Origin of the sequence: Martinezella rhizogenes, assembly GCF_027460065.1 — a bacterium.
GTDB classification, from domain to species: domain Bacteria; phylum Pseudomonadota; class Alphaproteobacteria; order Rhizobiales; family Rhizobiaceae; genus Agrobacterium; species Agrobacterium rhizogenes_C.
In genome coordinates, this window is record NZ_JAPYZZ010000004.1 from 168,602 (window position 1) to 191,670 (window position 23,069).

Sequence of the window (23,069 nt, forward strand, 5' to 3'; positions counted from 1 at the left end):
GTTTTCCCGTAATGATTAGGCTCGTTCGAAACCGCGCGCCACTTCCCAGTCGGTCACGCGGCGGTCGTATTCTTCCTGTTCCCACCGTCCGGCGTGGACGTAGTGATCGATCACATCGTCGCCAAAGGCGTTGCGCAGCATTTTCGATCCATCCAGAAACGCGGTGGCGTCACGCAAGGTCTTGGGTATCTCGCGCACGTCCTTGCCGCCATAGGCATCACCGACAAAAGCGGGCTCAAGTTCAAGTTTATTTTCGATGCCGTCAATGCCCGCCGCAAGAAGAGCAGCCATCGCGAGATAGGGATTGAGATCGGATCCGCCGACACGGCACTCGATGCGAATACCTTTCGTGCCCTCACCGCAGAGGCGATATCCCGCTGTGCGGTTGTCGAGGCTCCAGATCGCCTTGGTGGGCGCGAACGTGCCGGCCATGAAGCGCTTGTAGGAATTGATGTAGGGCGCGAGGAAATAGGTGATCTCGCTGGCATGGGCGAGAAGCCCGGCAACATAATGCCGCATCAGCTCCGACATGCCATGCTTGGCGTCCTTGTCCAGAAACGCCGGGGTCTTGCCGTCGAGACTCCACAGCGACTGGTGAATATGCGAGGAACTGCCCGCGGCGTTGTAGTTCCACTTGGCAAGGAAGGTCACCGCCTTGCCCTTCGACCAGGCGATCTCCTTGGTGGCATTCTTGATGATGGCGTGCCGGTCGGCCATGGTCAGCGCCTCGGCATAACGCACATTGATTTCCGCCTGACCGGGAGATGCCTCGCCCTTGGAATTCTCGACCGGAATTCCAGCACCCTGCAGGCCCTTGCGCAGCGCCCGCATGACATCCTCTTCCTTGGTCGTCTGGAAGATATGATAATCCTCATTATAACCGCTGGCGAGGTTCAGCCCCTTGTAGCCGCTGGCGCGCGCCGCATCGAAGGTCTGGTCGAACAGGAAGAATTCCAGCTCGGTTGCCATAAAGGCTTTCAGCCCCATGGCCTCCAGCCGCGCCACCTGCTTTTTCAGAAGCGCGCGGGGCGAATGCGGCACTTCTTCATGCGTGTGGTGATCGAGCACGTCGCATAGAACCAGCGCCGTGCCTTCCAGCCATGGCACACGCCGCAGCGTCGAGAGATCGGGTTTCAGCACATAATCGCCATACCCCTTTTCCCAGCTGGAGGATTTATAACCGGGAACGGTTTCCATCTCCATGTCGGTCGCAAGCACATAGTTGCAGCTATGGGTTTCCTCATAGGCGCTTTCCACGAAGAACTCGGCCTGGAACCGCTTGCCCATCAGACGCCCCTGCATGTCGACAAGGCAGGCCAGAACCGTGTCGATGCGCCCTTCGGCGACATCCATCTTAAGCGCGTCGAATGTGTAGCTCGTCATTTTATCCGTTCCCTTTATTGTCCTGGCCGGGCGGCCGGATACGGCCACCCGTTTGTTTGAGTATCAGGCCTTTGCAGCCGCTGCAGCCATGGCGGCCTGCTTGTGCTCCAGCGCGAATTCCTCTTCCGGCGACAGGATGAGGCGATGGCGTCCGATGAAGGCGAAGTAGGCGATCGCCACGGCAAACCAGACCGCTACCCACAGCACGCCCTTGCTGAAGTTCGGATCCTGGATCTGGTAAAGCAGCGTAACGATGGCGATGATGATCGTCAGCACCGCGCCCGGAATGCCGAAGGGCGACCGGAACGGCCGTTCGATATGCGGCAGGTTCTTGCGCAGCAGAATGAAGGAAATCGCCTGCATGATGTAGGAGAACATCGCGCCAAACACGGCCATGTTCAAAAGCACGCTGCCGATGATACTGCCGCCCTCTTCGGCACCCAGCGCAAACCAGATGACGAGCATGACCGCGAGTCCGACAATCGCGCCGGCGATATTGGCGACAAAAGGCGTGCGGTATTTGGAGTGCGTGATCGACAGAACGGTCGGGAAATAACCCGCACGTGACAGCGAATAGATCTGCCGACCCTGCGCATAAAGGATCGTATGGAAGCTGGCGATCAGGCCGGTGAGCGCGACGAGACCGAGCAACACCACGCCGCCATCACCGTAGATCGCCTTGAAGCCATCCAGCAGCGGCTCAAGTGAGGAGCTGAGATGGAAGGCACCGACACCCGGCAGCGACGGGTTGAGCAGCACGATCATGAAGGCCGAGACCATCAGCGTGATAACGCCGAGGATAATGCCCTTCGGCATATCGCGCTTCGGATCGACCGATTCTTCGGCCGCCAGCGGCAATTGTTCAATGGCGAGGAACAGCCAGACCGCAAAGGGCAGCGTGGCGAGAACGCCTGAAAAACCGAAGGGGAAGAAGGACCCGCCGCCTTCCGGTAGCTCAACCGCCTTGCCATCCGGGCCGACGCCGATGTTCAGCGCGTAACGCGAGAAATCCATGTTCGGAATGGCGCTGATCCAGAAGAATACCAGAACGCCGAGCGAAATCAGCGTGATGACCAGCGTGACCTTGAAGGAAAGCTCGAGCCCGAAGACATTGAGCGCCAGGAAGATCGCATAGAACCCTATCCACACGAAGGGTGAATAGGCCGGATCAAGCCCCAGAATGGAGTTCATATAGGCCGTGATGAACGTGACGATGACCGCCGGCGTCAGCACATATTCGACGTTCTCGCAAAGTCCGGTGACGAAACCGCCCCACGGGCCCATCGCCGTGCGGGCAAAGGAATAGGCAGCGCCGGTATGCGGCAGGGCCGGGCTCATTTCCGCGATCGAAAATGTCAGTCCGAGATACATGATGGCGATGATAATGCCCGCCACCAGCATGCCGCCCCAGCCGCCCGTGGAGAATCCGAAATTCCATCCGGAAAAATGCCCTGATATAACGGCCCCGACGCCCAGCGCCCAAAGCGACCACACGCCCGCATAACGGGAAAGTCCGCGTTTTTCGAAATAGGATGCATCAGCCTTCTTGTAGCTGACGCCTGATGATGAACTGTCCATGCCCTTCTCTCCTGATAAGAAAAAAACAAGCCAGTCAGCCATTATTGGCCGATTGTGCCCCAGTTTTCAGCGTCACACGGATGTGTCCCGCGCTCTGCTATACGCATTTGCTGTTCCCTTGCCGCTTCGTGTCTTTTCGGCTTCTCTGGCCGGTTTATTGAATGGCGGTAGTCTCCTTTGACGGCCGGCCCCGGTGCTTTCACCATCGGCCAGCCCTTGCTCCCTCACTCGTCAATCGATGAGAGCGCCTTCCCCATAAGCTCATGGAGAAAACCGGCAATAGCCGCCTGTTCTCCATCATTGGCGATAAGATCGTTGCGGATTTCGATCATGACGTTCAAAAGTCCGTCCGGCAGCGCATGCAGCCGCAGCGTATGCGTCACACCGTCTTCCGGCCCATAAGGGTCGTTGCGCCTGACGGTCAGCGAGGCGCCTTCGGCACCCGCCAGCATCGCATCCGCCAAGCGGCTGTCGCTATCGTGCAGGATGCCTATTTCAACCTCGCGGAACCGGCCGTGATAGACCGGCGTGAAACTGTGGATGGTCACCACCACCACCTCGCGGCCGGCGGCCTGCCGCTCCGCGATGATCTCGCTCACGCGGTCATGAAACGGCACGTAAAGCGCAGACGTGCGGGCGAAACGTTCCGCTTCGTCGAGATCGAGATTGCCGGGAATATCGTAAATCTCGCTTTTGACCGGCATGGCGGAAGGCGATTCGGGCGGGCGGTTGCAATCATAGACGAGACGCGAAAACCGCTGGTAGACGAGCGTGGCGTCGAATTTTTCAGATAGCAGACGGGCAACGGCAAGAGCACCCGGATCCCAAGCCGCGTGGCTTGAAAGCACATCCGCCGAAAGACCCAATGTCCCGTATTTTTGTGGAATGGTGGCGGAGGCATGTTCGCAGACAAGAAGGACATCGCCCTTCGCCGCCGCATTCTCGACGCCGACGGCCTGCCCTTCCGCTTCTGTAAAAAACCGTGAACGCACCGTCATGCACGACCCCGCCCGGAAACCCGCTATCCAGCCAATGACGAAAAGAATTCTTCACATTATCGCGAGTGTCAAATGGAATTTGAAATTTTCTCTTCATTTTTTCCATTGACTCGATAGCTGGCACGGATGTTTATTTTAGCCATGCACCGGCAGAAGACCGGAAGGGGAAAGATTTGCGCAGCACGACGGCCACCGTCTCGGATGTCATCCATGCCCATTACGACGCACTGACCCGTTCGGAAAAACGGCTGGCGGAAAGCCTGCTCGGCAACTACCCGGTGTCCGGTCTCGGCAGCATCACCACAATCGCCGAAAATGCCGGCGTTTCGACGCCGACGGTGGCGCGCATGGTGCAGAAGCTCGGTTATAAGGGCTATCCGGAATTCCAGGCACACCTGCATCAGGAATTGGAGGCGACGATATCAGGCCCGGTTGCCAAACATGACCGCTGGGCGACCAATGCACCCGGCCTGCATATTCTCAACCGCTTCGCCGACGCCATCACCGGCAATCTGCGCGATACGCTTGGTGATCTCGACACCGCCGTTTTCGACAATGCGGCAAGGCTGCTCTCGGACCGCAAACGCAGCATCTATTTCGTCGGCGGGCGCATCACCGGCGCGATTGCCGAGTATTTCTTCACCCACATGCAGGTGATTCGGCCAAAAACGACGCTGATGTCGTCCAATTCCAGCGCCTGGCCGCAATATATGCTGAATATGAGCGCCGGCGACGTGCTGGTCATTTTCGACATCCGCCGTTACGAGCACGACATGACGACGCTGGCCGAGGTGGCAAAGGCAAACGGCGTGCAGATCATCCTCTTCACCGATCAATGGACATCGCCGGTGGCGCGCCATGCGCTGCACACCTTCCGGGTCCGGATCGAGGCTCCCTCGGCGTGGGATTCCTCCGTCGTCACCCTGTTCGTGGTCGAAGCCCTGATCGAAGCGGTGCAGAACGGCACCTGGGATGAAACCAAGGAACGCATGAACGCACTCGAGGGCCTGTTCGAACAGACACGGCTGTTCCGCCGGCCGACGAGGACATGAAACTATCTAGCCGGCAACTTACTTGACGCGGATGCCGCACGCTGATTGGATACCTGTAATCGCTACCAGCACGATAAAACAGGATAATATACCAAGCTGGGGAACATATCTGGACAATCGGATAACGAGGGGAATCTCCCGCAATTGCAGGCACAAAAGCCTGATGATGGCGGAAAACGAGTGTAAAGTGGCGGAATCCGGATAAATAAATTGCAATCCAACCGTCACATTAGCTTCATCGAGACTCCGTATCAGCGTCCGCAATATGAGAACACGAAGAGGAGAAAAAAGTGATCTCTCACTGCCGCCGACTGCTTGCTACGACCACCGCACTGGTCATCGCTTCCACCGCGATTGCCGCCGCTGAACCGAGCGCCGAACTGATCGCTGCCGCCAAGAAGGAAGGCATGCTGACCACGGTCGCGCTGCCGCACGACTGGTGTGGTTACGGCGACGTCATCGCCGCTTTCAAGGCGAAGTACCCGGAAATCACCGTCAACGAACTGAACCCTGACGCCGGCTCTGCCGATGAAGTCGAAGCCATCAAGGCGAACAAGGACAACAAGGGTCCGCAGGCTCCTGACGTCGTTGACGTCGGTCTCGCCTTCGGCCCGCAGATGAAGGCCGAAGGCCTGCTGCAGCCCTACAAGGTCTCCACCTGGGCCGAAATCCCTGACAACGTCAAGGATGCCGACGGCTACTGGTACGGCGACTATTACGGCGTCATGTCGATGTTCGTGAACAAGGACCTCGTCAAGAACACGCCGAAAGACTGGGCCGACCTGCTGAAGCCGGAATATTCCGGTCAGGTAGCGCTAGCCGGCGATCCGCGCGCCTCCAACCAGGCGATCCTCGGCGTTCTCGCCGCCGGTCTTTCCACCGGCGCAAAGTCCGGCAAAGAAGCCGGTGAGGCTGGCCTTAAGTATTTCGCCGACCTCAACAAGGCTGGCAACTTCCTTCCGGTCATCGGCAAGGCTGGTACGCTGGCACAGGGCGCAACCCCGATCATCGTCGCCTGGGACTACAACGCCCTTTCCTGGAAGAAGACGCTGAACGACAACCCGCCGACCGAAGTCGTCGTCCCTGAAAAGGGCGTTCTCGCCGGCGTTTACGTTCAGGGTATTTCCGCCTACGCGCCGCATCCGAACGCTGCCAAGCTGTGGATGGAGCATCTTTATTCGGACGACGGTCAGCTCGGCTGGCTGAAGGGCTATTGCCACCCGATCCGCTTCAACGCCATGGTCAAGGCCGGCAAGGTTCCGCAGGAACTGATCGACAGCCTGCCGCCGGCAGCAGCCTATGAAAAGGCGATCTTCCCGACACTCGAGGAAGTTGATGCCAACAAGGCTGCCGTCACCGGCGGCTGGGACAAAGTCGTCGGCGCAAACGTGAAGTAAACTGCTGAAAATGCACCCCGGCCGATCAAAAGCCGGGGTGCTTCTTTAAAAGCATTTCCAGTAAAAGTGCGTTGCGGTTTTACGTCAGGAAAATGCGCAAGACAAAATCGAGAGCGCGTCCGACATTTCCGTTTTAACCGGATGTGCTCGAGAAAGACCTTTAGAGACAGACCGTTTTGAAAACGGCGTTTGGGGACAAGGCATGCCATCAACCAACACCGGCGGACCATCCGACGCGGGCAGAAAGTTGCCGCTGCACTGGATAGGCGTCGTACCTTTCGCCGTCTTTGTTATGCTGTTCCTGATCCTGCCGACGATGAAGATCGTCATCGGCGCGTTTCAGCAAACGGATGGCAGCTTCACGCTTGATAACATTGCCGGGCTTTTCACCTCGTCGATCCTTGCTGCCTACTGGATCTCGATCAAGATCAGCCTCGCCTCCGCGGCGCTGGGTTGCCTGATCGGTTTTGCCGTGGCCGCAGCCGTCGTTTTGGGTGGCCTGCCGCAACGTATCCGCGGCCCGCTTCTCACCTTTTCCGGTGTCGCCTCGCAATTTGCCGGCGTGCCGCTCGCCTTCGCCTTCATCGCCACGCTTGGCCCGGTAGGCCTGCTCACCGTCTTCCTGAAGACGCAGATCGGCATTGATCTGAGGCTCCTCGGTTTCAACATCCTGTCCTTCTGGGGCCTGACGGTCACCTATCTGTTCTTTCAGATACCGCTGATGATTCTCATCATCACGCCGGCGCTGGACGGGCTGAAGCGTGAATGGCGCGAGGCAGCCGAAATTCTCGGTGCCACCGGCCTGCAATATTGGCGCATGGTGGCTTTCCCGATCCTGTTGCCGTCGCTGCTCGGCACCATGTCGCTGCTGTTTGCCAATGCTTTCGGCGCGGTGGCCACAGCGATCGCGCTCACCGGCTCCTCGCTTAATATCGTGCCGATCCTGCTCTTCGCGCAAATCCGCGGCGACGTTCTCGGCAATCCGCATCTCGGTTACGCGCTCGCCTTCGGCATGATCGTCCTGACCGGCATCGCTAATGCACTTTACATCTGGCTGCGCGCCCGCAGCGAAAGGTGGCTGAAATGAAGCGTTTCTTCGCCTGGGGCGCGCTGATATTCGGCCTGCTCTATTTCGCTCTGCCGCTGATCGGCATGACCAACTTTTCGCTGAAGATGCGGCGCGGCGAATATTCCTTCGACGCCTATGGCAAGGTGCTCACCGATCCGCGCTTTCAGGAAACCTTCAGCTATTCGGTGGTGATGGCGCTGTTCACCATCGTCTTCGGTGTTCTGCTCGTCGTGCCGACAGCCTATTGGGTGCGTCTGAAGCTGCCTGGCCTGCGCCCCTATATCGAATTCATCACGCTGCTGCCACTGGTCATTCCGGCGATCGTCATCGTGTTCGGTTATATCAGGCTCTACAATACCTCGAGCTGGCTGCCGCTGACCGGCACCTCATTCGGCACCAATCTGCTTCTGATGTTCGGTTATGCCACGCTTGCCCTGCCCTACATGTACCGCGCCGTCGACACCGGTCTGAGAACCATCGACGTGGCGACGCTGACGGAAGCGGCGCAGAGCCTTGGCGCGGGATGGACGACCATCCTGTCGCGCATCATCCTGCCCAATGTACTGGTCGCCGTGCTTTCGGGCGCGTTCTTGACCTTCGCCATCGTCATCGGTGAATTCACCATGGCAGCCCTTTTGAACCGCCCGGCCTTTGGCCCCTACATGCAGCTGCTCGGCGCCAACCGCGCCTATGAACCGGCAGCACTTGCCGTGATTTCCTTCGGCATCACCTGGGGTTGCCTCGGTCTGATCCAACTCGTTTCCCGCTATCAGAAGGGCGCGCCTCCCAAGGCCTGAGGACAAGATTTTCATGAGCTTTTTGACACTTAGCAACATCAAGAAATCCTTCGGCTCCGTGCAGGTCGTGCATGATTTCAACATGGCCATCGAAAAGGGCGAATTCGTCTCCTTTCTCGGGCCATCGGGCTGCGGCAAGACCACCGTGCTGCGCATGATCGCCGGTTTCGAAATCCCGACCGGCGGATCGATCGTCATCAACGGCAAGGACCAGACGACGCTCAGACCGAACCAGCGCAATATCGGCATGGTGTTCCAGGCCTATGCGCTGTTCCCGAACATGAATGTCTATGAAAACGTCGCCTTCGGTCTCAAAGTCGCCGGCAAACCGAAAGCCGAGATCGACACCCGCGTGAAGGAAATGCTCCAGCTCATCCATCTGGAACATCTGGCGGACCGTTATCCCTATCAGATGTCGGGCGGTCAGCAGCAGCGCGTGGCGCTCGCCCGGGCGCTTGCGCCGAAGCCGGAAGTGCTTCTGCTGGACGAACCGCTCTCCGCACTCGACGCCAAGATCCGCGTCTCGCTGCGCGAGGAAATCCGCCAGATCCAGCAAAAACTCGGCATCACCACCATTTTCGTGACCCACGATCAGGAAGAGGCCCTGTCGATATCCGACCGCATCGTCGTGATGAATGGTGGCCGTGCCGACCAGATCGGTTCGCCCTTCGATATCTACAACAAACCCACCACCCGCTTCGTCGCCTCCTTCGTTGGTACGTTGAACCTCATCGACGCCACCGTGGTGGATTCCTCATCCAACACCATCCGTGTCGGAGAGCAGCAGATCACCCTGCCCAAGCCGGTCGATGCGGCGAATGGCGAAAAAATCACGCTGGCGCTTCGCCCGGAAGCCGGTTCCCTCGGCAGCGATGCGAAAGGCGATGTTGCCATTTCCGGCCTCGTCACCTCCAGCCAGTTCCTCGGCTCCGTCATCCGCACCCGCCTCGATCTGGGCGGTTCGACGCTGTCCTTCGACATGTTCAACGATCCCGGCACAGCGCCGCCCGCTGTCGGTGAGCAGGTGACACTGAAATTCGCAGCCGGTGACCTGATGCTCATCAAGGACTGAAGCGCTTCTCCTGACGTAAAACGGCTTCGCACTTTTGCTGAAAATGCTCTAGAGCAGGTTGGGATTTGAACCTGCGGACCAATGATGTGAGGCCATGATGCGCGCGCTTTTTTACGAACGATTCGGCGAGACCCCTGTAGTCGCGTCCCTGCCCGATCCGGAACCGAGCGATGGCGGCGTGGTGATTGCGGTGAAGGCAACCGGCCTCTGCCGCAGCGACTGGCATGGCTGGATGGGACATGACACGGATATCCGCCTGCCACATGTCCCCGGCCATGAGTTCGCCGGCGTCATCTCCGCCGTCGGCAGAAACGTCACCCGATTCAAGACGGGTGATCGCGTTACCGTTCCCTTCGTCTCCGGCTGCGGCCATTGCCATGAATGCCGCTCCGGCAACCAGCAGGTCTGCGAAACGCAGTTCCAGCCCGGCTTCACCCATTGGGGTTCCTTCGCCGAATATGTCGCGATCGACTATGCCGATCAGAATCTGGTGCACCTGCCGGAATCGATGAGTTACGCCACCGCCGCCGGTCTCGGCTGCCGTTTCGCCACCTCCTTCCGGGCGGTGACGGATCAGGGACGCCTGAAGGGCGGCGAATGGCTGGCGGTCCATGGCTGCGGCGGTGTTGGCCTCTCCGCCATCATGATCGGCGCAGGTCTCGGCGCACAGGTCGTCGCGATCGATATTGCCGAAGACAAGCTGGAACTCGCCCGGCAGCTGGGTGCAACCGCCACCATCAACAGCCGCTCGGTTGCAGATGTCGCCGAAGCGGTGCGCGACATCACCGGTGGCGGCGCGCATGTCTCGGTCGATGCGCTTGGCCATCCACAGACCTGCTGCAATTCGATCAGCAACCTGCGCCGGCGCGGACGCCATGTGCAGGTGGGGCTGATGCTGGCAGATCATGCCATGCCGGCCATTCCCATGGCCCGGGTGATCGCCCATGAGCTGGAGATTTATGGCAGCCACGGCATGCAGGCATGGCGTTACGAGGACATGCTAGCCATGATCGAAAGTGGCAGGCTCGCACCGGAAAAGCTGATCGGCCGCCATATTTCCCTGACCGAAGCGGCCGTCGCCCTTCCCGGAATGGATCGATTCCAGGAGAGCGGTATCAGCATCATCGACCGGTTCGAATAAGCACCTGTCGCAGCCATTCGGCGTCGCGTCAGCTGCTCCTGCGCCCGAAAGCCCGGGCCGTGCCGCCTGTCGGGGGCGAGACCTCCACCGGCGGTAGCCCCGGGCTGGCGGCAACGGAATCTGTCCGAGGCTGGCTGTACTGAGGTCTCACCAGCCGCTTCTTGCGAAGTTTGAGTGGATCGGAAGGCTCGCTCACCAGCCCATTGTCGGCGCCGACGAGCATTGCCAGCAATCGCCAAAACCACCGGATGACGTCCCGCCCCTTATGGACAACCAGAAAAAACCCGACTACCAGCGCGACGAAGAAAATCGCCAGATTCCAGCGCCCGTTCTGCTTTTCGCGGGCCGCGCGCTCCATGCGGTACCGGGTCGTCGGATCGAAACCAAGCCTCGACTTCAATCGTGCAATATCGGCATCGCTGAGCCTGGTATAACGGTCGCCGTAAAACAGAACATAACCGCTGCCATTGCCGCTGTTCAGATAGCCGAGATCGAGCGTGTTTCCCTCCCGCAGAAAAGCGGGGATGTTTGGCAGATCGTAGACGAGATCAATCGTCTCGCCGCCACCGGACCCGGGAATGGCGAATAAACCATCCTTCCGCGCTTCTGCCCCATTCGGAAATATCGCGGAAAACAAGGCAGCGGCTGAAAATAGCACCGTGTAATTCATCCATTCCTCAAAACAGAAACAAGAATGAACAACCACTAGAATCCCTCGTTTAAATTGAAGTTTATATCGAAGTTATATTTTTAATCACACCAACAATATTTAGATTATCGAGTATTGAATTTAAATATCTCAATTATTATTTCATAACAATCTAAATTATCACAAGTCTCAACGCTGTGTAGGCATATTGAATGGGCCGTTGGCGCGGGCCATACGACGCGCTAAGCTCCGGGCACACTCACTCGCCCCGGGGGCACGGGCCTCGAAGAGGCATCCGGGCGAACATCTCCGAAGAGGATCAATATTGGCAAGGACTGCGACATGCTGTTTCTCGACAGCGTAGCCATGAAGGAAAAGCCGGAAGGATGGGAGGAATATCCTTTTTCCGTCCCGGCCATGCGCCATCTGGAACGCCTCGAATTCAAGACGCCGATCACCTTTTTCGCGGGCAATAACGGTTCCGGCAAATCGACATTGCTGGAGGGGCTGGCGGCGGGAATGACGGCCTATGCCATCGGCAATCATGGCGAGGTCAAGGGTGACCTCTATCTCCAGCATGCCGAGACCGTGGCGAAGGCCTTTTATTTCGCCCGCAAGAAATATCCGAAAATCCGTATGTTCCTGCGTGCGGAAGACGTGCTGGGTTATATCCGCCGGCAGAACGAGGAGGCGCTGGACGATTTTCGCTGGGAGCGGGAAAAGGCCCTGAAAAAAGGCGAGGATTTTCCGGATGAAACGCCGGAGACATTTCGCGGGATCGTCAGGAATAACAGCCTCGACCGGCGATCACATGGCGAAGGTTTTCTCGATATCATGCACCGGCGGCTGCACGGCGCCGGTCTCTATTTTCTCGATGAACCGGAAAGCCCGCTTTCGCCGCAAAAGCAGCTCGAACTGGCGGCCATAATCCGCAACGCGGCCGATGATGGCGGGCAATTGATCATCGCCACCCATTCGCCCGTGCTGCTGGCCATTCCAGAGGCAACGATCTATTATTTCGACGAGGATGGCGTCACCGAACGGCTCTATGACGAACTGGAAAACATAGCCTTCCTGCGCCGCTTCCTTGATCGTCCTTCGAAATACCTGAACGATTGAGAACCGATAAAGCTTGAAATCCCGCCGCGCTTGCCGCATGCCCATAAGTACTACGTAATTTAGAAAAGAAGCAGGCTTATGTCTCCCACCACCACACCGGCGGCAGCCCGTCCCCTCAACAGTCAGGATTTCAGAACGCTCGGACTTTCGGCCCTGGGCGGCGCGCTCGAATTTTACGACTTCATCATTTTCGTATTTTTCGCCACCGTCATCGGTCATCTGTTCTTTCCGCCGGAAATGCCGGACTGGCTGGTGATGATCCAGACCTTCGGTATCTTCGCCGCCGGTTATCTGGTGCGGCCTCTGGGTGGCATCATTCTGGCACATTACGGCGACCGGTACGGCCGCAAGCGCGTCTTCGCCTTCTCCATCCTCCTGATGGCGCTCTCCACACTCGGCATGGCGCTGATGCCGACCTATGCCACCATCGGCGTGGCGGCACCCATCCTGCTCATCATCCTGCGCATGCTGCAGGGCGCGGCTATCGGCGGCGAGGTGCCGGGCGCCTGGACCTTCGTTGCCGAACATGTGCCCTTCCGCCGCGTCGGTCTCGCCTGCGGTTTCCTGACATCCGGCCTCTCCTTCGGCATCATGCTGGGCTCGCTGATTGCCTTTGCCATCAACTCACTCTTCACGCCGGAAGACGTGGCAGCTTATGCCTGGCGCATCCCATTCCTGCTCGGCGGCATTTTCGGCCTCATCGCCGTTTATCTGCGCCGCTGGCTGGAAGAGACGCCGATCTTCATGGAAATGAAGAAGTCGAAGTCACTCACGGACAAGCTGCCGCTTGGCCTCGTGCTGAAGCACCATATGCGCGGCGTGATCATCTCCGCCCTGCTGACCTGGGTTCTGTCAGCGGCCATCGTGGTGACCACGCTGATGACGGCCACCTTTCTGCAGAAGCTCTACGGTTACACCCCGACGCAGGCCTTAGCCGGTACCAGTTTCGGCACACTGTTCCTGATCTTCGGCGTCATCATCGCCGGCGCATTGATCGACCGGGTGGGCTCCGGCATCTTCTTCATGGGCGCCAGCATCTTCTTCGGCATCGCCACCTTCACCTTCTACAGCTATGCCGGTACCTCGCTTCAGACCATGTTCGTGCTATATGGAGTGATGGGCCTCTCGGTCGGTATGGCCGGCGCGGTGCCCTATGTCATGGTGCGGGCCTTCCCGGCATCGGTCCGCTTCTCGGGCCTCTCCTTCGCCTATAATGTCTCTTATGCGGTTTTCGGCGGGCTGACGCCAATCGGCGTGACGACGGCGCTTGCCATCAATCCCATGGCCCACGCCTGGTATCTGGTCTTCATCGCCGTCCTCGCCTTCGCGATCGGCCTCTACCTCCACCTGCGCGGCAGCGAGGTCGAAAGCCATGTCGGCATTGAGGAACTGGCGGCATTGCGGTCGTAAGTTCAACAGCGAACACAAAAAAAGCGCGGGCAAGACCCGCGCTTTTTTATTTGTCCCGGCGATGCGTGAAACATCACGCAGCGCTGTCGATTTTTTCCTCGCCGTTGGTCGGCACGTAGTTGAGTACCGGCCCGAGCCAGCGCTCCACCTCTGTGACCGGCATATCCTTGCGGCGCGCATAGTCGAGAACCTGGTCGCGCTCCACCTTGGCAACGCCGAAATAATAGCTCTCGGGGTGGCCGATATAGAGGCCCGAGACGGAGGAGCCGGGCCACATGGCATAGCTTTCCGTCAGTTCCACACCCGCCGCATTGGTGGCGTCCAGCAGGGCAAACAGCGTCTTCTTTTCGGTATGATCCGGCTGGGCCGGATAGCCCGGTGCAGGGCGAATACCGGCATAGGCTTCGCCGATCAGGTCATCACCGCCAAGAGCCTCGTCCGGTGCATAGCCCCAGAACTCCTTGCGCACCCGCTCATGCATGCGCTCGGCAAAGGCTTCCGCGAAGCGGTCGGCCAGCGCCTTGACGAGGATGGACGAATAATCGTCATTGGCCCGCTCGAAACGCTCGGCAATCGCCACTTCCTCGATGCCCGCCGTCACCACGAAACCGCCGACATAATCGGCAACACCGCTATCGACAGGTGCCACGAAATCCGACAGCGCCACATTCGGGCGTCCGTCGCGCTTGGAAAGTTGCTGGCGCAGCGTGAAGAAGGTGGCAAGCTCTTCGCCGCGGCCTTCATCCGTAAACAGCTTGATATCGTCGCCCACCGCATTGGCCGGCCAGAACCCGATCACGGCGCGCGGCCGGAACCACTTCTCCTCGATGATCTTCGCAAGCATCGCCTGCGCATCGGCATAAAGCTGCCGCGCCGCCTCACCCTGCTTTTCGTCTTCAAGGATCGCCGGGAAACGGCCCTTCAACTCCCAGGTCTGGAAAAACGGCGTCCAGTCAATGTAACGGGAAAGCTCTTCCAGATCATAGGTCTCAAATACCCTGGTGCCAAAGAACTGCGGCTTGACGACGCTGTAGCTCGACCAGTCGATCTTGTGCGCATTCTCACGGGCGCGGGAAAGCGGCAGACGCTGCTTTTCGCGCTCGTTGCGGGCATGGGCTTCCGCGACCTTGGCATATTCGCTGCGAATGCCATCGATATAAGCAGGCTTCTGCTCGGCCGAGAGAAGCGCGGAGACCACGCCTACCGCTCTCGAGGCGTCAGTCACGTAGATCGCCTGACCCGCCTCATAGCGCGGATGGATTTTCACCGCCGTATGCACGCGGCTGGTCGTCGCGCCGCCGATCAAAAGCGGAATATCGAAACCCTGCCGCTCCATTTCAGCCGCCACATGCACCATTTCATCCAGCGACGGGGTGATGAGACCGGAGAGGCCGATCACATCCACCTTTTCGGCAATCGCCGTGTCAAGGATCTTCGTCGTCGGCACCATCACGCCGAGATCGATGATCTCGTAATTGTTGCAGGCCAGCACGACGCCGACGATGTTCTTGCCGATATCGTGCACGTCTCCCTTCACGGTCGCCATCAACACCTTGCCGGCGGCACTGCGCTCCGCTCCGCCATTCTGGCGCTTTTCCTCTTCCATGTAAGGAAGCAGCACGGCCACGGCCTGCTTCATCACGCGGGCGGATTTCACCACCTGCGGCAGGAACATCTTGCCCGAGCCGAACAGATCGCCGACCACATTCATGCCGGCCATCAGCGGCCCTTCGATGACGTGCAGCGGACGCTCCGCCTTCTGGCGCGCCTCCTCCGTATCGGCCTCGATATATTCGGTAATGCCGTTGACCAGCGCATGCTCCAGCCGCTTTTCAACGGGAAGTTCACGCCAGGAAAGGTCCTGAGCCTTCGCCTGTTTTTCACCCGTACCACGGAAACGCTCTGCCACCTCAAGCAGACGCTCCGTCGCATCGTCGCGGCGGTTCAGCACCACATCTTCGCAGGCCTCACGCAGTTCCGCATCGATATTGTCGTAAACCGCAAGCTGGCCGGCATTAACAATGCCCATGTCCATGCCGACCTGAATGGCGTGGTAGAGGAACACGGCATGCATCGCCTCGCGCACCGGCTCGTTGCCGCGGAAGGAGAAGGACAGGTTGGAAACACCGCCGGAAATATGCGTGAGCGGCATGGTTTCGCGGATGGTCTTGGTGGCTTCGATGAAGTCCACGCCGTAATTATTGTGCTCTTCGATACCCGTCGCCACCGCAAACACGTTTGGATCGAAGATGATGTCTTCTGGAGACAGACCGGCCTTTTCGGTCAGAAGCTTGTAGGCGCGCGCGCAGATTTCCACCTTGCGCTGATAGGTATCCGCCTGCCCGACCTCGTCAAAGGCCATGACCACGACGGCCGCACCGTAATTGTGGACAAGCCGCGCCTGCTGGAGAAACTTCTCCTCGCCTTCCTTCAGCGAAATGGAATTGACGATCGATTTGCCCTGCACGCATTTCAGGCCAGCCTCGATGATCTCGAATTTGGATGAGTCGATCATGACAGGTACGCGGGCAATATCAGGCTCGGCGGCGATGAGGTTCAGGAACTCCACCATCGCCTTTTCGGAATCGATCAGGCCTTCATCCATATTGATGTCGATGATCTGCGCGCCGTTTTCCACCTGGTCGCGAGCGACAGCCAGCGCGGCGGTATAGTCGCCGGCGGTGATGAGCTTGCGGAAGCGGGCGGAGCCGGTAACGTTGGTGCGCTCGCCGACATTGACGAAGGGAATATCCTTGGTCAGCACGAAAGGCTCGAGGCCCGAGAGCGACATGAACGGCTTATGATCAGGAATTTCGCGCGGTTTGTAGTCTTTGACAGCCTCCGCAATCGCCCTGATATGTTCCGGCGTCGAACCGCAGCAGCCGCCAACGATGTTGACGAGACCGTCGCGGACGAAACCTTCCACCTGGCGCGCCATCATCTCGGGCGTTTCGTCATATTGGCCGAATTCGTTTGGCAGGCCGGCATTGGGATAGGCGCAGACGAAGGTATCGGCCACGTCGGACAGTTCCTGCAGATGCGGGCGCATCGCATCCGCACCGAGCGCGCAGTTAAGCCCGATGGTGAAGGGGTTGGCGTGGCGCACCGAGTTCCAGAATGCAGACGGCGTCTGGCCGGAAAGCGTACGGCCGGAAAGGTCGGTGATCGTGCCTGAGATCATCACCGGCAGGCGGATGCCCTTGGCCTCGAAACGCTCCTCGCAGGCAAAGATCGCCGCCTTGGCGTTCAGCGTATCGAAAATCGTCTCGATGAGGATGATATCCGCACCACCATCGATCAGACCATCGATCTGCTCGCCATAGGCAATACGCAGATCGTCGAAACTGACGGCACGATAACCGGGATTGTTGACATCAGGCGAAATCGAGGCCGTGCGGTTGGTCGGGCCGATGGCGCCAGCCACGAAACGGCGGCGGCCATCTTCCCGCTCGGCGCGCTGGGCAGCACGGCGGACGATCGCGGCGCCCTCGCGGTTGAGGTCGTAGACGGCATTTTCCATCTCGTAATCGGCCTGCGCGATGCGGGTCGACGAAAACGTGTTGGTTTCGAGAATATCCGCACCCGCCATGGCGTAGCGATAATGGATCTCTTCGATTGCATCCGGCTGGGTCAGGATCAGCAGGTCATTATTGCCCTTCTGGTGACAGGCGCAGCCGATAAAACGGTCGCCACGGAAATGATCCTCGTCAAAACCCAACCCCTGAATCTGCGTGCCCATCGCACCGTCGAGAATGAGGATGCGTTCGCTGGCGGCCTGGCGCAGCGCGTGCATAATTTCCGCGCCGTCGCGCTTTGCCCCTTCGGGGCCAAACAGATCGTCAAACACGGGCACACTCCTCATTTCGATTTGCAAGAACGCAAGCAGTCAAGTCACATAAAGATATGTTTATGTCAATATATCTTCAAGGGACAGGCATGGCTTTGCGCCATTCCATCACGTTACGAAATATCGCTGACAGATGACAGGTTTATACAGCAAGGATATAAGCCGAAGCAGCAAACCGCATGGAGGACGAGATGGCCGAAGACGATCATAACAGCCGCAACTGGAACACCCTGCCCTGGCACCGCCAATGGCTGGTGAAACAGGCCGAAGGACTTTTCGACTTCTTCCAGCACCGCGCCCTCAACCCCGCCGGCGGTTTCTTCGATCTGGACGCCAAGGGCACGCCGTTGCAGAAAAACGACCCCGTGCGCGGCATCCACGCTTCGGCCCGCATGGTGCATTGCTTCTCCATCGGCCACCTGCTCGGAAGGCCGGGCTGCGGCGATATCGTCGACCACGGCATGACCTATCTCTGGAACAGGCATCGCGATGGCGAACATGGCGGTTACTTTTGGCAGGTGAACGATGCCGGTCCGGTGGATGCCACCAAGCAGGGCTACGGCCATGCCTTCGTGCTTCTGGCCGCCTCTTCCGCCAAAACCGTCGGCCACCCACTTGCCGACAAGATGCTGGCCGACATTACCGAGGTTCTCGAAACCCGGTTCTGGGAAGAAAAACACGGCGCCATCGCCGAGGAATTCAACCGCGACTGGTCGCCGATCGATAATTACCGCGGCCAGAATTCCAACATGCATCTGACAGAAGCGCTGATGGCCGCTTATGAAGCGACGGGCGACAGCAACTACCTGACCAAGGCCGAACGGATCGCCGATCTCGTCATCCGCCGCCGCGCCGGTGAGCTCGATTTCCGCGTGCCGGAACATTTCGACGAGAACTGGACGCTGGACAAGGACTATCGTGGCAACGAAATGTTCCGCCCCTCCGGCTCCACCCCAGGCCATTGGCTGGAATGGGCACGCCTCATCCTGCAATTATGGGTGCTCGACGAACGCCAGCACGATTGGATGCCGGTGGCCGCTAAATCGCTTTTCGTGCAATCCATGGCGCTCGGCTGGGACCGGGAAAAGGGTGGTTTCTTTTACACGCTCGATTGGAACGACAATCCCGACAAGCGGGCAAAGCTCTGGTGGCCGATGTGCGAAGCGGCGGGTGCCGCCCACTTCCTCAACGAAAACCTGCCGGCGGACCCGTTCTACGAGGACAGCTACCGCCGCATCTGGAGCACCATCGCCAACAACTTCATCGATCATGACAATGGCGGCTGGCACGAGGAACTGACGGAAAATCTGGTTCCGGCCCACACGCTGTTCCCCGGCAAGGGCGATATCTACCACGCCCTTCAGGCCTGCCTGATACCGCTTTTCCCGGCAGCGGGAAGCCTGACGAAGGTGATCAAGGAGAGCGACGGGGATTATTGAGGTTCTGCAAAAATGAATGACCTGACACCCTCTCCGTCACACCGGACTTGTCTGGACGCGATATGGAGAGGGTCTCAAAACCCGATGGTTTCCTCGAAATCATCCCAGGACTGGTACATTTCATAGCGCCCGATGCCGGGGATCGGCACATGCCCGTAATAGGGTGAAAGCTGAAACTCGGCGGCCGCCTCGCTCTTGCCGGCCACAACAGCCACGTAAATGGCGGAGGCAAGCCCGGTGCGGTTCGCGCCGTGTTCGCAATGGATAAGAACGGGCTTTTCCGCATTGCGCAGCACCGCCGCCAGCGTTTCCGAATCCTCCACTGAGACCTTTTCGCTCGAACTCAGCGGATAATCGACAAGCCGGATACCATTGTTTTTCGCCGCGCGACTTTCGGCCTCATACCAGCCCTCACGCTTTTCATCGCGCAGGTTGATGATCGTCTTGATACCATAGGCCTTGGCATAAGCGGCGATATCCTTGCCGCTCGGCTGGGCCGAACGATAGAGCTCGCCGGGGATGACTTCGTGAAAATTTCCCGTCAGCTGGCCGATACCCATATGCGCGCCGGCCAGAACCGGCAGGGCGACAAGGCCAATGGCCGTGATTTTCAGAAACTTCAGAACACTATACAAACCGTCAACTCGCGACATCAATCTGATGGGCGGGGAGATGGCACCGCAAATGGACGAAAACAAGTCGCCGGCTTTGCCAGTGCCGGGCGCGAGGCATTCCTCTGTCCAGTGAAGTCGCTGTGGTGCAAGGCTTTCCCGCGTGCCATCAGCAGCGCTGAAAATTTTCAAAATCCCGTGATCGCGCAATGCCCTGAGAACAGTTCAACCGAATTCCGCGGAAATGATGGTCACGCGCCATTCCAGCCGTTGCGGCTCCACCCTTTCATTGTTGCGCAGCCGGAAGGACCGGCAGGCTGCGAAGGTCTCGCCGGCCTCGATCCGTCTCTCGCTCACCTGATAGGGATCGAAGGCAACGGAGGCGCGGAACGCCGGCTCGAAACCTTCCAGCGTATAGGTCAACCGCTGCACGGCGACATTGTTGTCATTGCGGAAGCTGACACGAATGGGCAAGGCCGGATCCGCGCAGGTGGCATCAAAACTGGCGGTCGCAACGATATGCTCGAGCCGCTGGCTGCCGCGCCGCCAGTCATAAATGACAAAGGCGGCAGTGGCTGTCCAGATCAGCAACAGGCAGATGACGACGGGTTTGAGATGCCGCGGAAACGCAATGAGGGTAAGAAGAAGAATGGCACTGAGAACGGCTCCGACAATCACGTCACTCCTCCCCAGCTAATACAAAACCCCATGCGACCTCGTCCTCCCATGCCCTCACCTCGCAACGACCAGCCTCGTGGCGTGGGCACGGCGGTATCGTCTCGACCGCAATAATGCTTCCTGAAATGCGGCGCGAAGCACCGGCATTATCACTGTCAGTTACAACTCTATGGCCGCCTCCCCCGCTGTCAAGACAACCAAGCGTGACACCGGCTGATGGCCCGGCCCGACCTTTGACGAAACTCCAGTGGGAACCAAACGCAGCCGAGGACGTTCGCAGCATCAGAACCGCATTGCAGGGCGATAGAACGCCGCGATCCGGGGCAAGGACGGCCAAAACGCCGGGAGGGCACGAGCGCCTCTTGGAACCGCCGAACCCCAACCCATATTAAAAGTAGCTAATCTATGCTATGGATGTCAGTCAGCTCAGGGAGAAAAACGATGAAAACGCTGATCGTAACGTCACTCCTGGCCCTGTCGGCCAGCACCGCAATGGCCGCGGATGCCGTCTACGAAACCCCGGCCCCGCCGGTTGCGCAGGAAACCCTGCCGGTCTTCACCTGGTCTGGCCCCTATCTTGGTATTCAAGGTGGCGCGGGCTGGGCAAATGGCGATTTTTCGGCTGGCGGCCCCGTCGTCTCGGATGATTTCAACGGTGGAATTCTCGGCGCCTTCGCCGGTTACAATTACCAGTTCGACAATAACATGGTCCTCGGCATCGAGGGCGATGTCGATTATAACTGGAACGACAACGACTATTCCGGCGTCAAAGTCGGCACGGACTGGCAGGGTTCTGTCCGTGGCCGCGTCGGTTATGCCTTTGACCACGCTTTGATCTATGCCACCGCCGGCTGGACGGCCACCCGCGGCTTCATCGAAACGCCCGTCGGCGACGACAAAGCTACCTTCAACGGCTACACGGTTGGCGCAGGTCTGGATTACGCCTTCACCGACAACGTCTTCGGCAGGCTGGAATATCGCTATAACGACTACGGCGATAAGGACATCTTCGGTATCAACACCGATTTCGACCAGCATACCGTGAAAGTGGGTCTGGGTGTGAAGTTCTGAGCCGGACCATATAGTTCAGCAAAAGCCCGGCCACCCGCCGGGCTTTTTGTTGCGGGAAGCCTGCGTGGGCTGTGATCTGCCCATATGAAGGTTCGAAAATATGAACGTCAGGGCACTGAAACATTCACAGGCCGTTCACCCGTGCCATGCCATCATGCGGGCATAATGAGCCTCTATCTCCCGAAGCAGGCTTATGGAGTAGCCCCGATGAAAAAGATAATTCTTTCCACAATTGCTGCGCTGGTCGCCACCGGCAGCATCTTCGCGTCCTACGGCACCGCTGCCGCGCAGGACTATCCCTATCGTCCGCGCTACGACCGTGGTTATGACCGCGGCGGCCCGCCCCCACCGCCCTATCGCGAACACCGCCGCCACAATAATGGCGCAGCCATCGCCGGCGGCCTCGCCGCAGGCGTCATCGGCGGCCTGATCGGCGGCGCCATCGCCAACGGCAATGGCGGCCCGCGCTACTACGAACCGCCACCACCGCCTCCGCCGCGCTGCTGGTTCGAAGACCGCCGCGTTCCCAACGCCTATGACGGCGGCTGGCACATGGAGAGCATGCGGGTCTGCAACTGATCTCAGATAACTTCAGGTCTGGCTTGTCATGCGCAAGCCGGACCGATCTCCCAATGAGATACCACGCTTCCCGAGCCTGCACAGTGGCAGGAACATCGTCATAAGCATCTGACTTTAAAAGAAAATGGTGGGCCCGGAGAGACTCGAACTCCCAACCAAGCGGTTATGAGCCGCCGGCTCTAACCATTGAGCTACAGGCCCTTTCGGAAAAAATGATCCGAAACACCGGTTTCGCAATGGCTCGAATCCGGCAGGTCACGCTCTAACGTAATTTTTACAGCCCGACAAGCCAATCCTGCTTTCGCAAAGCAGTGTCGCCGTATTAGCTACACAATCTAAGGCAATACCCTTCAAAGGGACTCAATCAACGAGGAAACACCATGAAGACAAAAACGGCCCGCCTTTTCGCACTCACGGCATTGACTGCGGCGGCCACGATGCCGCTTGCCGCCCAGGTATCTGCGCAGGAGGCCTCCCCGCGCGAAGCCACCATCAGTGTTTCCGGCGAAGGCCAGGCGGCCATCGCGCCCGATATGGCGATCCTTTCCTTCAGTGTCGTCAAGCAGGCGGAAACCGCAGCGGCGGCGCTGACGGAAAACTCCAAGGCGCTCGCGGATGTCCTGAAGGCGCTTAAAGAAGCCGCCATCGAAGACCGCGACCTGCAGACGAGCAATTTTTCGGTGCAGCCGCTTTACAAGCATTATGAGCCCAAGGACGGCGTTTATGTCGCGCCCGAGATCACCGGCTATCAGGTATCCAACGGCCTGACGGTGCGGGTGCGTGATCTGAAGAAGCTCGGCGCGATCCTCGACACCTCCGTCAAGCTCGGTATCAACCAGGGCGGCGATATAACCTTCACCAATGACAAGCCTGAAGCCACAGTGACGGAAGCCCGCAAGCAGGCCGTTGCCGACGCAATCGCCAAGGCGAAGACGCTGACGGAAGCGGCAGGCGTGAAGCTCGGCCGTGTCATTCAGATCAGCGAGAACTCGCAGCGCCCGATGCCGATGCCAGCCGGCGCGATGCGTGCTTCGATGATGAAGGAAGCCGACAGCGTGCCGATCGCTTCGGGTGAGAACAACTACAGCGTGGTGGTCAACGTCACCTTCGCGCTCGACCAGTAAGATCGACGGCGGCGGCACCCCGGTGCCGCCCTGCCCCATCTTCAGTTCCGCCATA

The 23,069-nt window shown here is 59.0% G+C and carries 19 protein-coding genes and 1 tRNA gene; 12 read left to right on the top strand and 8 right to left on the bottom strand.

Annotation, left to right across the window (positions count from 1 at the left end; translation table 11 throughout):
• Positions 1-15 precede the first annotated feature (15 nt).
• From O8B93_RS08965 to O8B93_RS08975, 3 genes are all read right to left on the bottom strand, one after another.
• Positions 16-1,383 (bottom strand): glutamine synthetase family protein, encoded by a 1,368-nt coding sequence (locus tag O8B93_RS08965; RefSeq protein WP_269709466.1) that lies wholly within the window; start codon positions 1,381-1,383, stop codon positions 16-18.
• A 63-nt stretch (positions 1,384-1,446) separates the two neighbouring features.
• Positions 1,447-2,961, bottom strand: a complete 1,515-nt coding sequence (locus tag O8B93_RS08970) for an amino acid permease (RefSeq protein ID WP_269709467.1) — start codon at positions 2,959-2,961, stop codon at positions 1,447-1,449.
• A 224-nt stretch (positions 2,962-3,185) separates the two neighbouring features.
• A complete protein-coding gene (locus tag O8B93_RS08975; RefSeq protein ID WP_269709468.1) occupies positions 3,186-3,959 on the bottom strand; it encodes an N-formylglutamate amidohydrolase in 774 nt (257 codons plus the stop codon).
• Positions 3,960-4,132: 173 nt separating this feature from the next.
• On the opposite strand from O8B93_RS08975, the gene O8B93_RS08980 reads away from it, so the two are divergent.
• The 6 genes from O8B93_RS08980 to O8B93_RS09005 all read left to right on the top strand — a co-directional run bounded on the left by O8B93_RS08980 (position 4,133) and on the right by O8B93_RS09005 (position 10,487).
• Positions 4,133-5,011 (top strand): MurR/RpiR family transcriptional regulator, encoded by an 879-nt coding sequence (locus O8B93_RS08980; RefSeq protein ID WP_269709469.1) that lies wholly within the window; start codon positions 4,133-4,135, stop codon positions 5,009-5,011.
• Positions 5,012-5,301: 290 nt separating this feature from the next.
• Positions 5,302-6,408, top strand: coding sequence for an ABC transporter substrate-binding protein (locus O8B93_RS08985; RefSeq protein WP_269709470.1), 1,107 nt, complete (start codon positions 5,302-5,304; stop codon positions 6,406-6,408).
• 202 nt (positions 6,409-6,610) lie between these two features.
• Positions 6,611-7,495, top strand: a complete 885-nt coding sequence (locus O8B93_RS08990) for an ABC transporter permease (RefSeq protein WP_269709471.1) — start codon at positions 6,611-6,613, stop codon at positions 7,493-7,495.
• Positions 7,492-8,274, top strand: a complete 783-nt coding sequence (locus O8B93_RS08995; RefSeq protein WP_003522814.1) for an ABC transporter permease — start codon at positions 7,492-7,494, stop codon at positions 8,272-8,274. Before O8B93_RS08990 ends, O8B93_RS08995 begins: the two co-directional genes overlap by 4 nt.
• Positions 8,275-8,287: 13 nt before the next feature.
• On the top strand, positions 8,288-9,346 hold the full coding sequence (locus tag O8B93_RS09000; protein ID WP_269709472.1) for an ABC transporter ATP-binding protein: 1,059 nt from the start codon (positions 8,288-8,290) through the stop codon (positions 9,344-9,346).
• Positions 9,347-9,443: 97 nt separating this feature from the next.
• On the top strand, positions 9,444-10,487 hold the full coding sequence (locus O8B93_RS09005; protein ID WP_269709596.1) for a zinc-dependent alcohol dehydrogenase family protein: 1,044 nt from the start codon (positions 9,444-9,446) through the stop codon (positions 10,485-10,487).
• 28 nt (positions 10,488-10,515) lie between these two features.
• On the opposite strand, the gene O8B93_RS09010 is transcribed toward O8B93_RS09005, so the two are convergent.
• Positions 10,516-11,157, bottom strand: a complete 642-nt coding sequence (locus O8B93_RS09010) for a hypothetical protein (RefSeq protein ID WP_269709473.1) — start codon at positions 11,155-11,157, stop codon at positions 10,516-10,518.
• A gap of 321 nt (positions 11,158-11,478) precedes the next feature.
• Between O8B93_RS09010 and O8B93_RS09015 the strand changes: the two genes are divergently transcribed.
• Positions 11,479-12,255, top strand: a complete 777-nt coding sequence (locus O8B93_RS09015; protein WP_269709474.1) for an AAA family ATPase — start codon at positions 11,479-11,481, stop codon at positions 12,253-12,255.
• A 78-nt stretch (positions 12,256-12,333) separates the two neighbouring features.
• Complete coding sequence (locus O8B93_RS09020; protein WP_269709475.1) at positions 12,334-13,665, top strand: MFS transporter; 1,332 nt, start codon at positions 12,334-12,336, stop codon at positions 13,663-13,665.
• A gap of 73 nt (positions 13,666-13,738) precedes the next feature.
• Here the strand turns inward: O8B93_RS09020 and metH are convergent, their stop codons facing one another.
• On the bottom strand, positions 13,739-17,512 hold the full coding sequence (metH, locus tag O8B93_RS09025) for a methionine synthase (RefSeq protein WP_269709476.1): 3,774 nt from the start codon (positions 17,510-17,512) through the stop codon (positions 13,739-13,741).
• A 179-nt stretch (positions 17,513-17,691) separates the two neighbouring features.
• Between metH and O8B93_RS09030 the strand changes: the two genes are divergently transcribed.
• The gene (locus O8B93_RS09030; RefSeq protein ID WP_269709477.1) at positions 17,692-18,951 is read left to right on the top strand and encodes an AGE family epimerase/isomerase; all 1,260 of its coding nucleotides are present in this window, start codon (positions 17,692-17,694) and stop codon (positions 18,949-18,951) included.
• Positions 18,952-19,025: 74 nt separating this feature from the next.
• On the opposite strand, the gene O8B93_RS09035 is transcribed toward O8B93_RS09030, so the two are convergent.
• Together O8B93_RS09035 and O8B93_RS09040 are read right to left on the bottom strand one after the other, a co-directional pair.
• On the bottom strand, positions 19,026-19,586 hold the full coding sequence (locus O8B93_RS09035; RefSeq protein WP_269709478.1) for a dual specificity protein phosphatase family protein: 561 nt from the start codon (positions 19,584-19,586) through the stop codon (positions 19,026-19,028).
• A 201-nt stretch (positions 19,587-19,787) separates the two neighbouring features.
• A complete protein-coding gene (locus O8B93_RS09040) occupies positions 19,788-20,240 on the bottom strand; it encodes a hypothetical protein (protein WP_269709479.1) in 453 nt (150 codons plus the stop codon).
• Positions 20,241-20,681: 441 nt separating this feature from the next.
• On the opposite strand from O8B93_RS09040, the gene O8B93_RS09045 reads away from it, so the two are divergent.
• Positions 20,682-21,311 carry an outer membrane protein gene (locus tag O8B93_RS09045; protein ID WP_269709480.1) on the top strand — a complete coding sequence of 210 codons (630 nt, stop codon included), beginning with the start codon at positions 20,682-20,684 and terminating at the stop codon, positions 21,309-21,311.
• 207 nt (positions 21,312-21,518) lie between these two features.
• Positions 21,519-21,890, top strand: coding sequence for a hypothetical protein (locus O8B93_RS09050; RefSeq protein ID WP_269709481.1), 372 nt, complete (start codon positions 21,519-21,521; stop codon positions 21,888-21,890).
• 125 nt (positions 21,891-22,015) lie between these two features.
• On the opposite strand, the gene O8B93_RS09055 is transcribed toward O8B93_RS09050, so the two are convergent.
• A tRNA-Ile gene (locus O8B93_RS09055) sits at positions 22,016-22,091 on the bottom strand.
• Between the two features lie 179 nt (positions 22,092-22,270).
• Here O8B93_RS09055 and O8B93_RS09060 point away from each other — a divergent pair.
• Entirely contained in the window at positions 22,271-23,014 is a 744-nt protein-coding gene (locus O8B93_RS09060; RefSeq protein WP_269709482.1) for an SIMPL domain-containing protein, read from the top strand.
• The last annotated feature ends 55 nt before the right edge of the window (positions 23,015-23,069 follow it).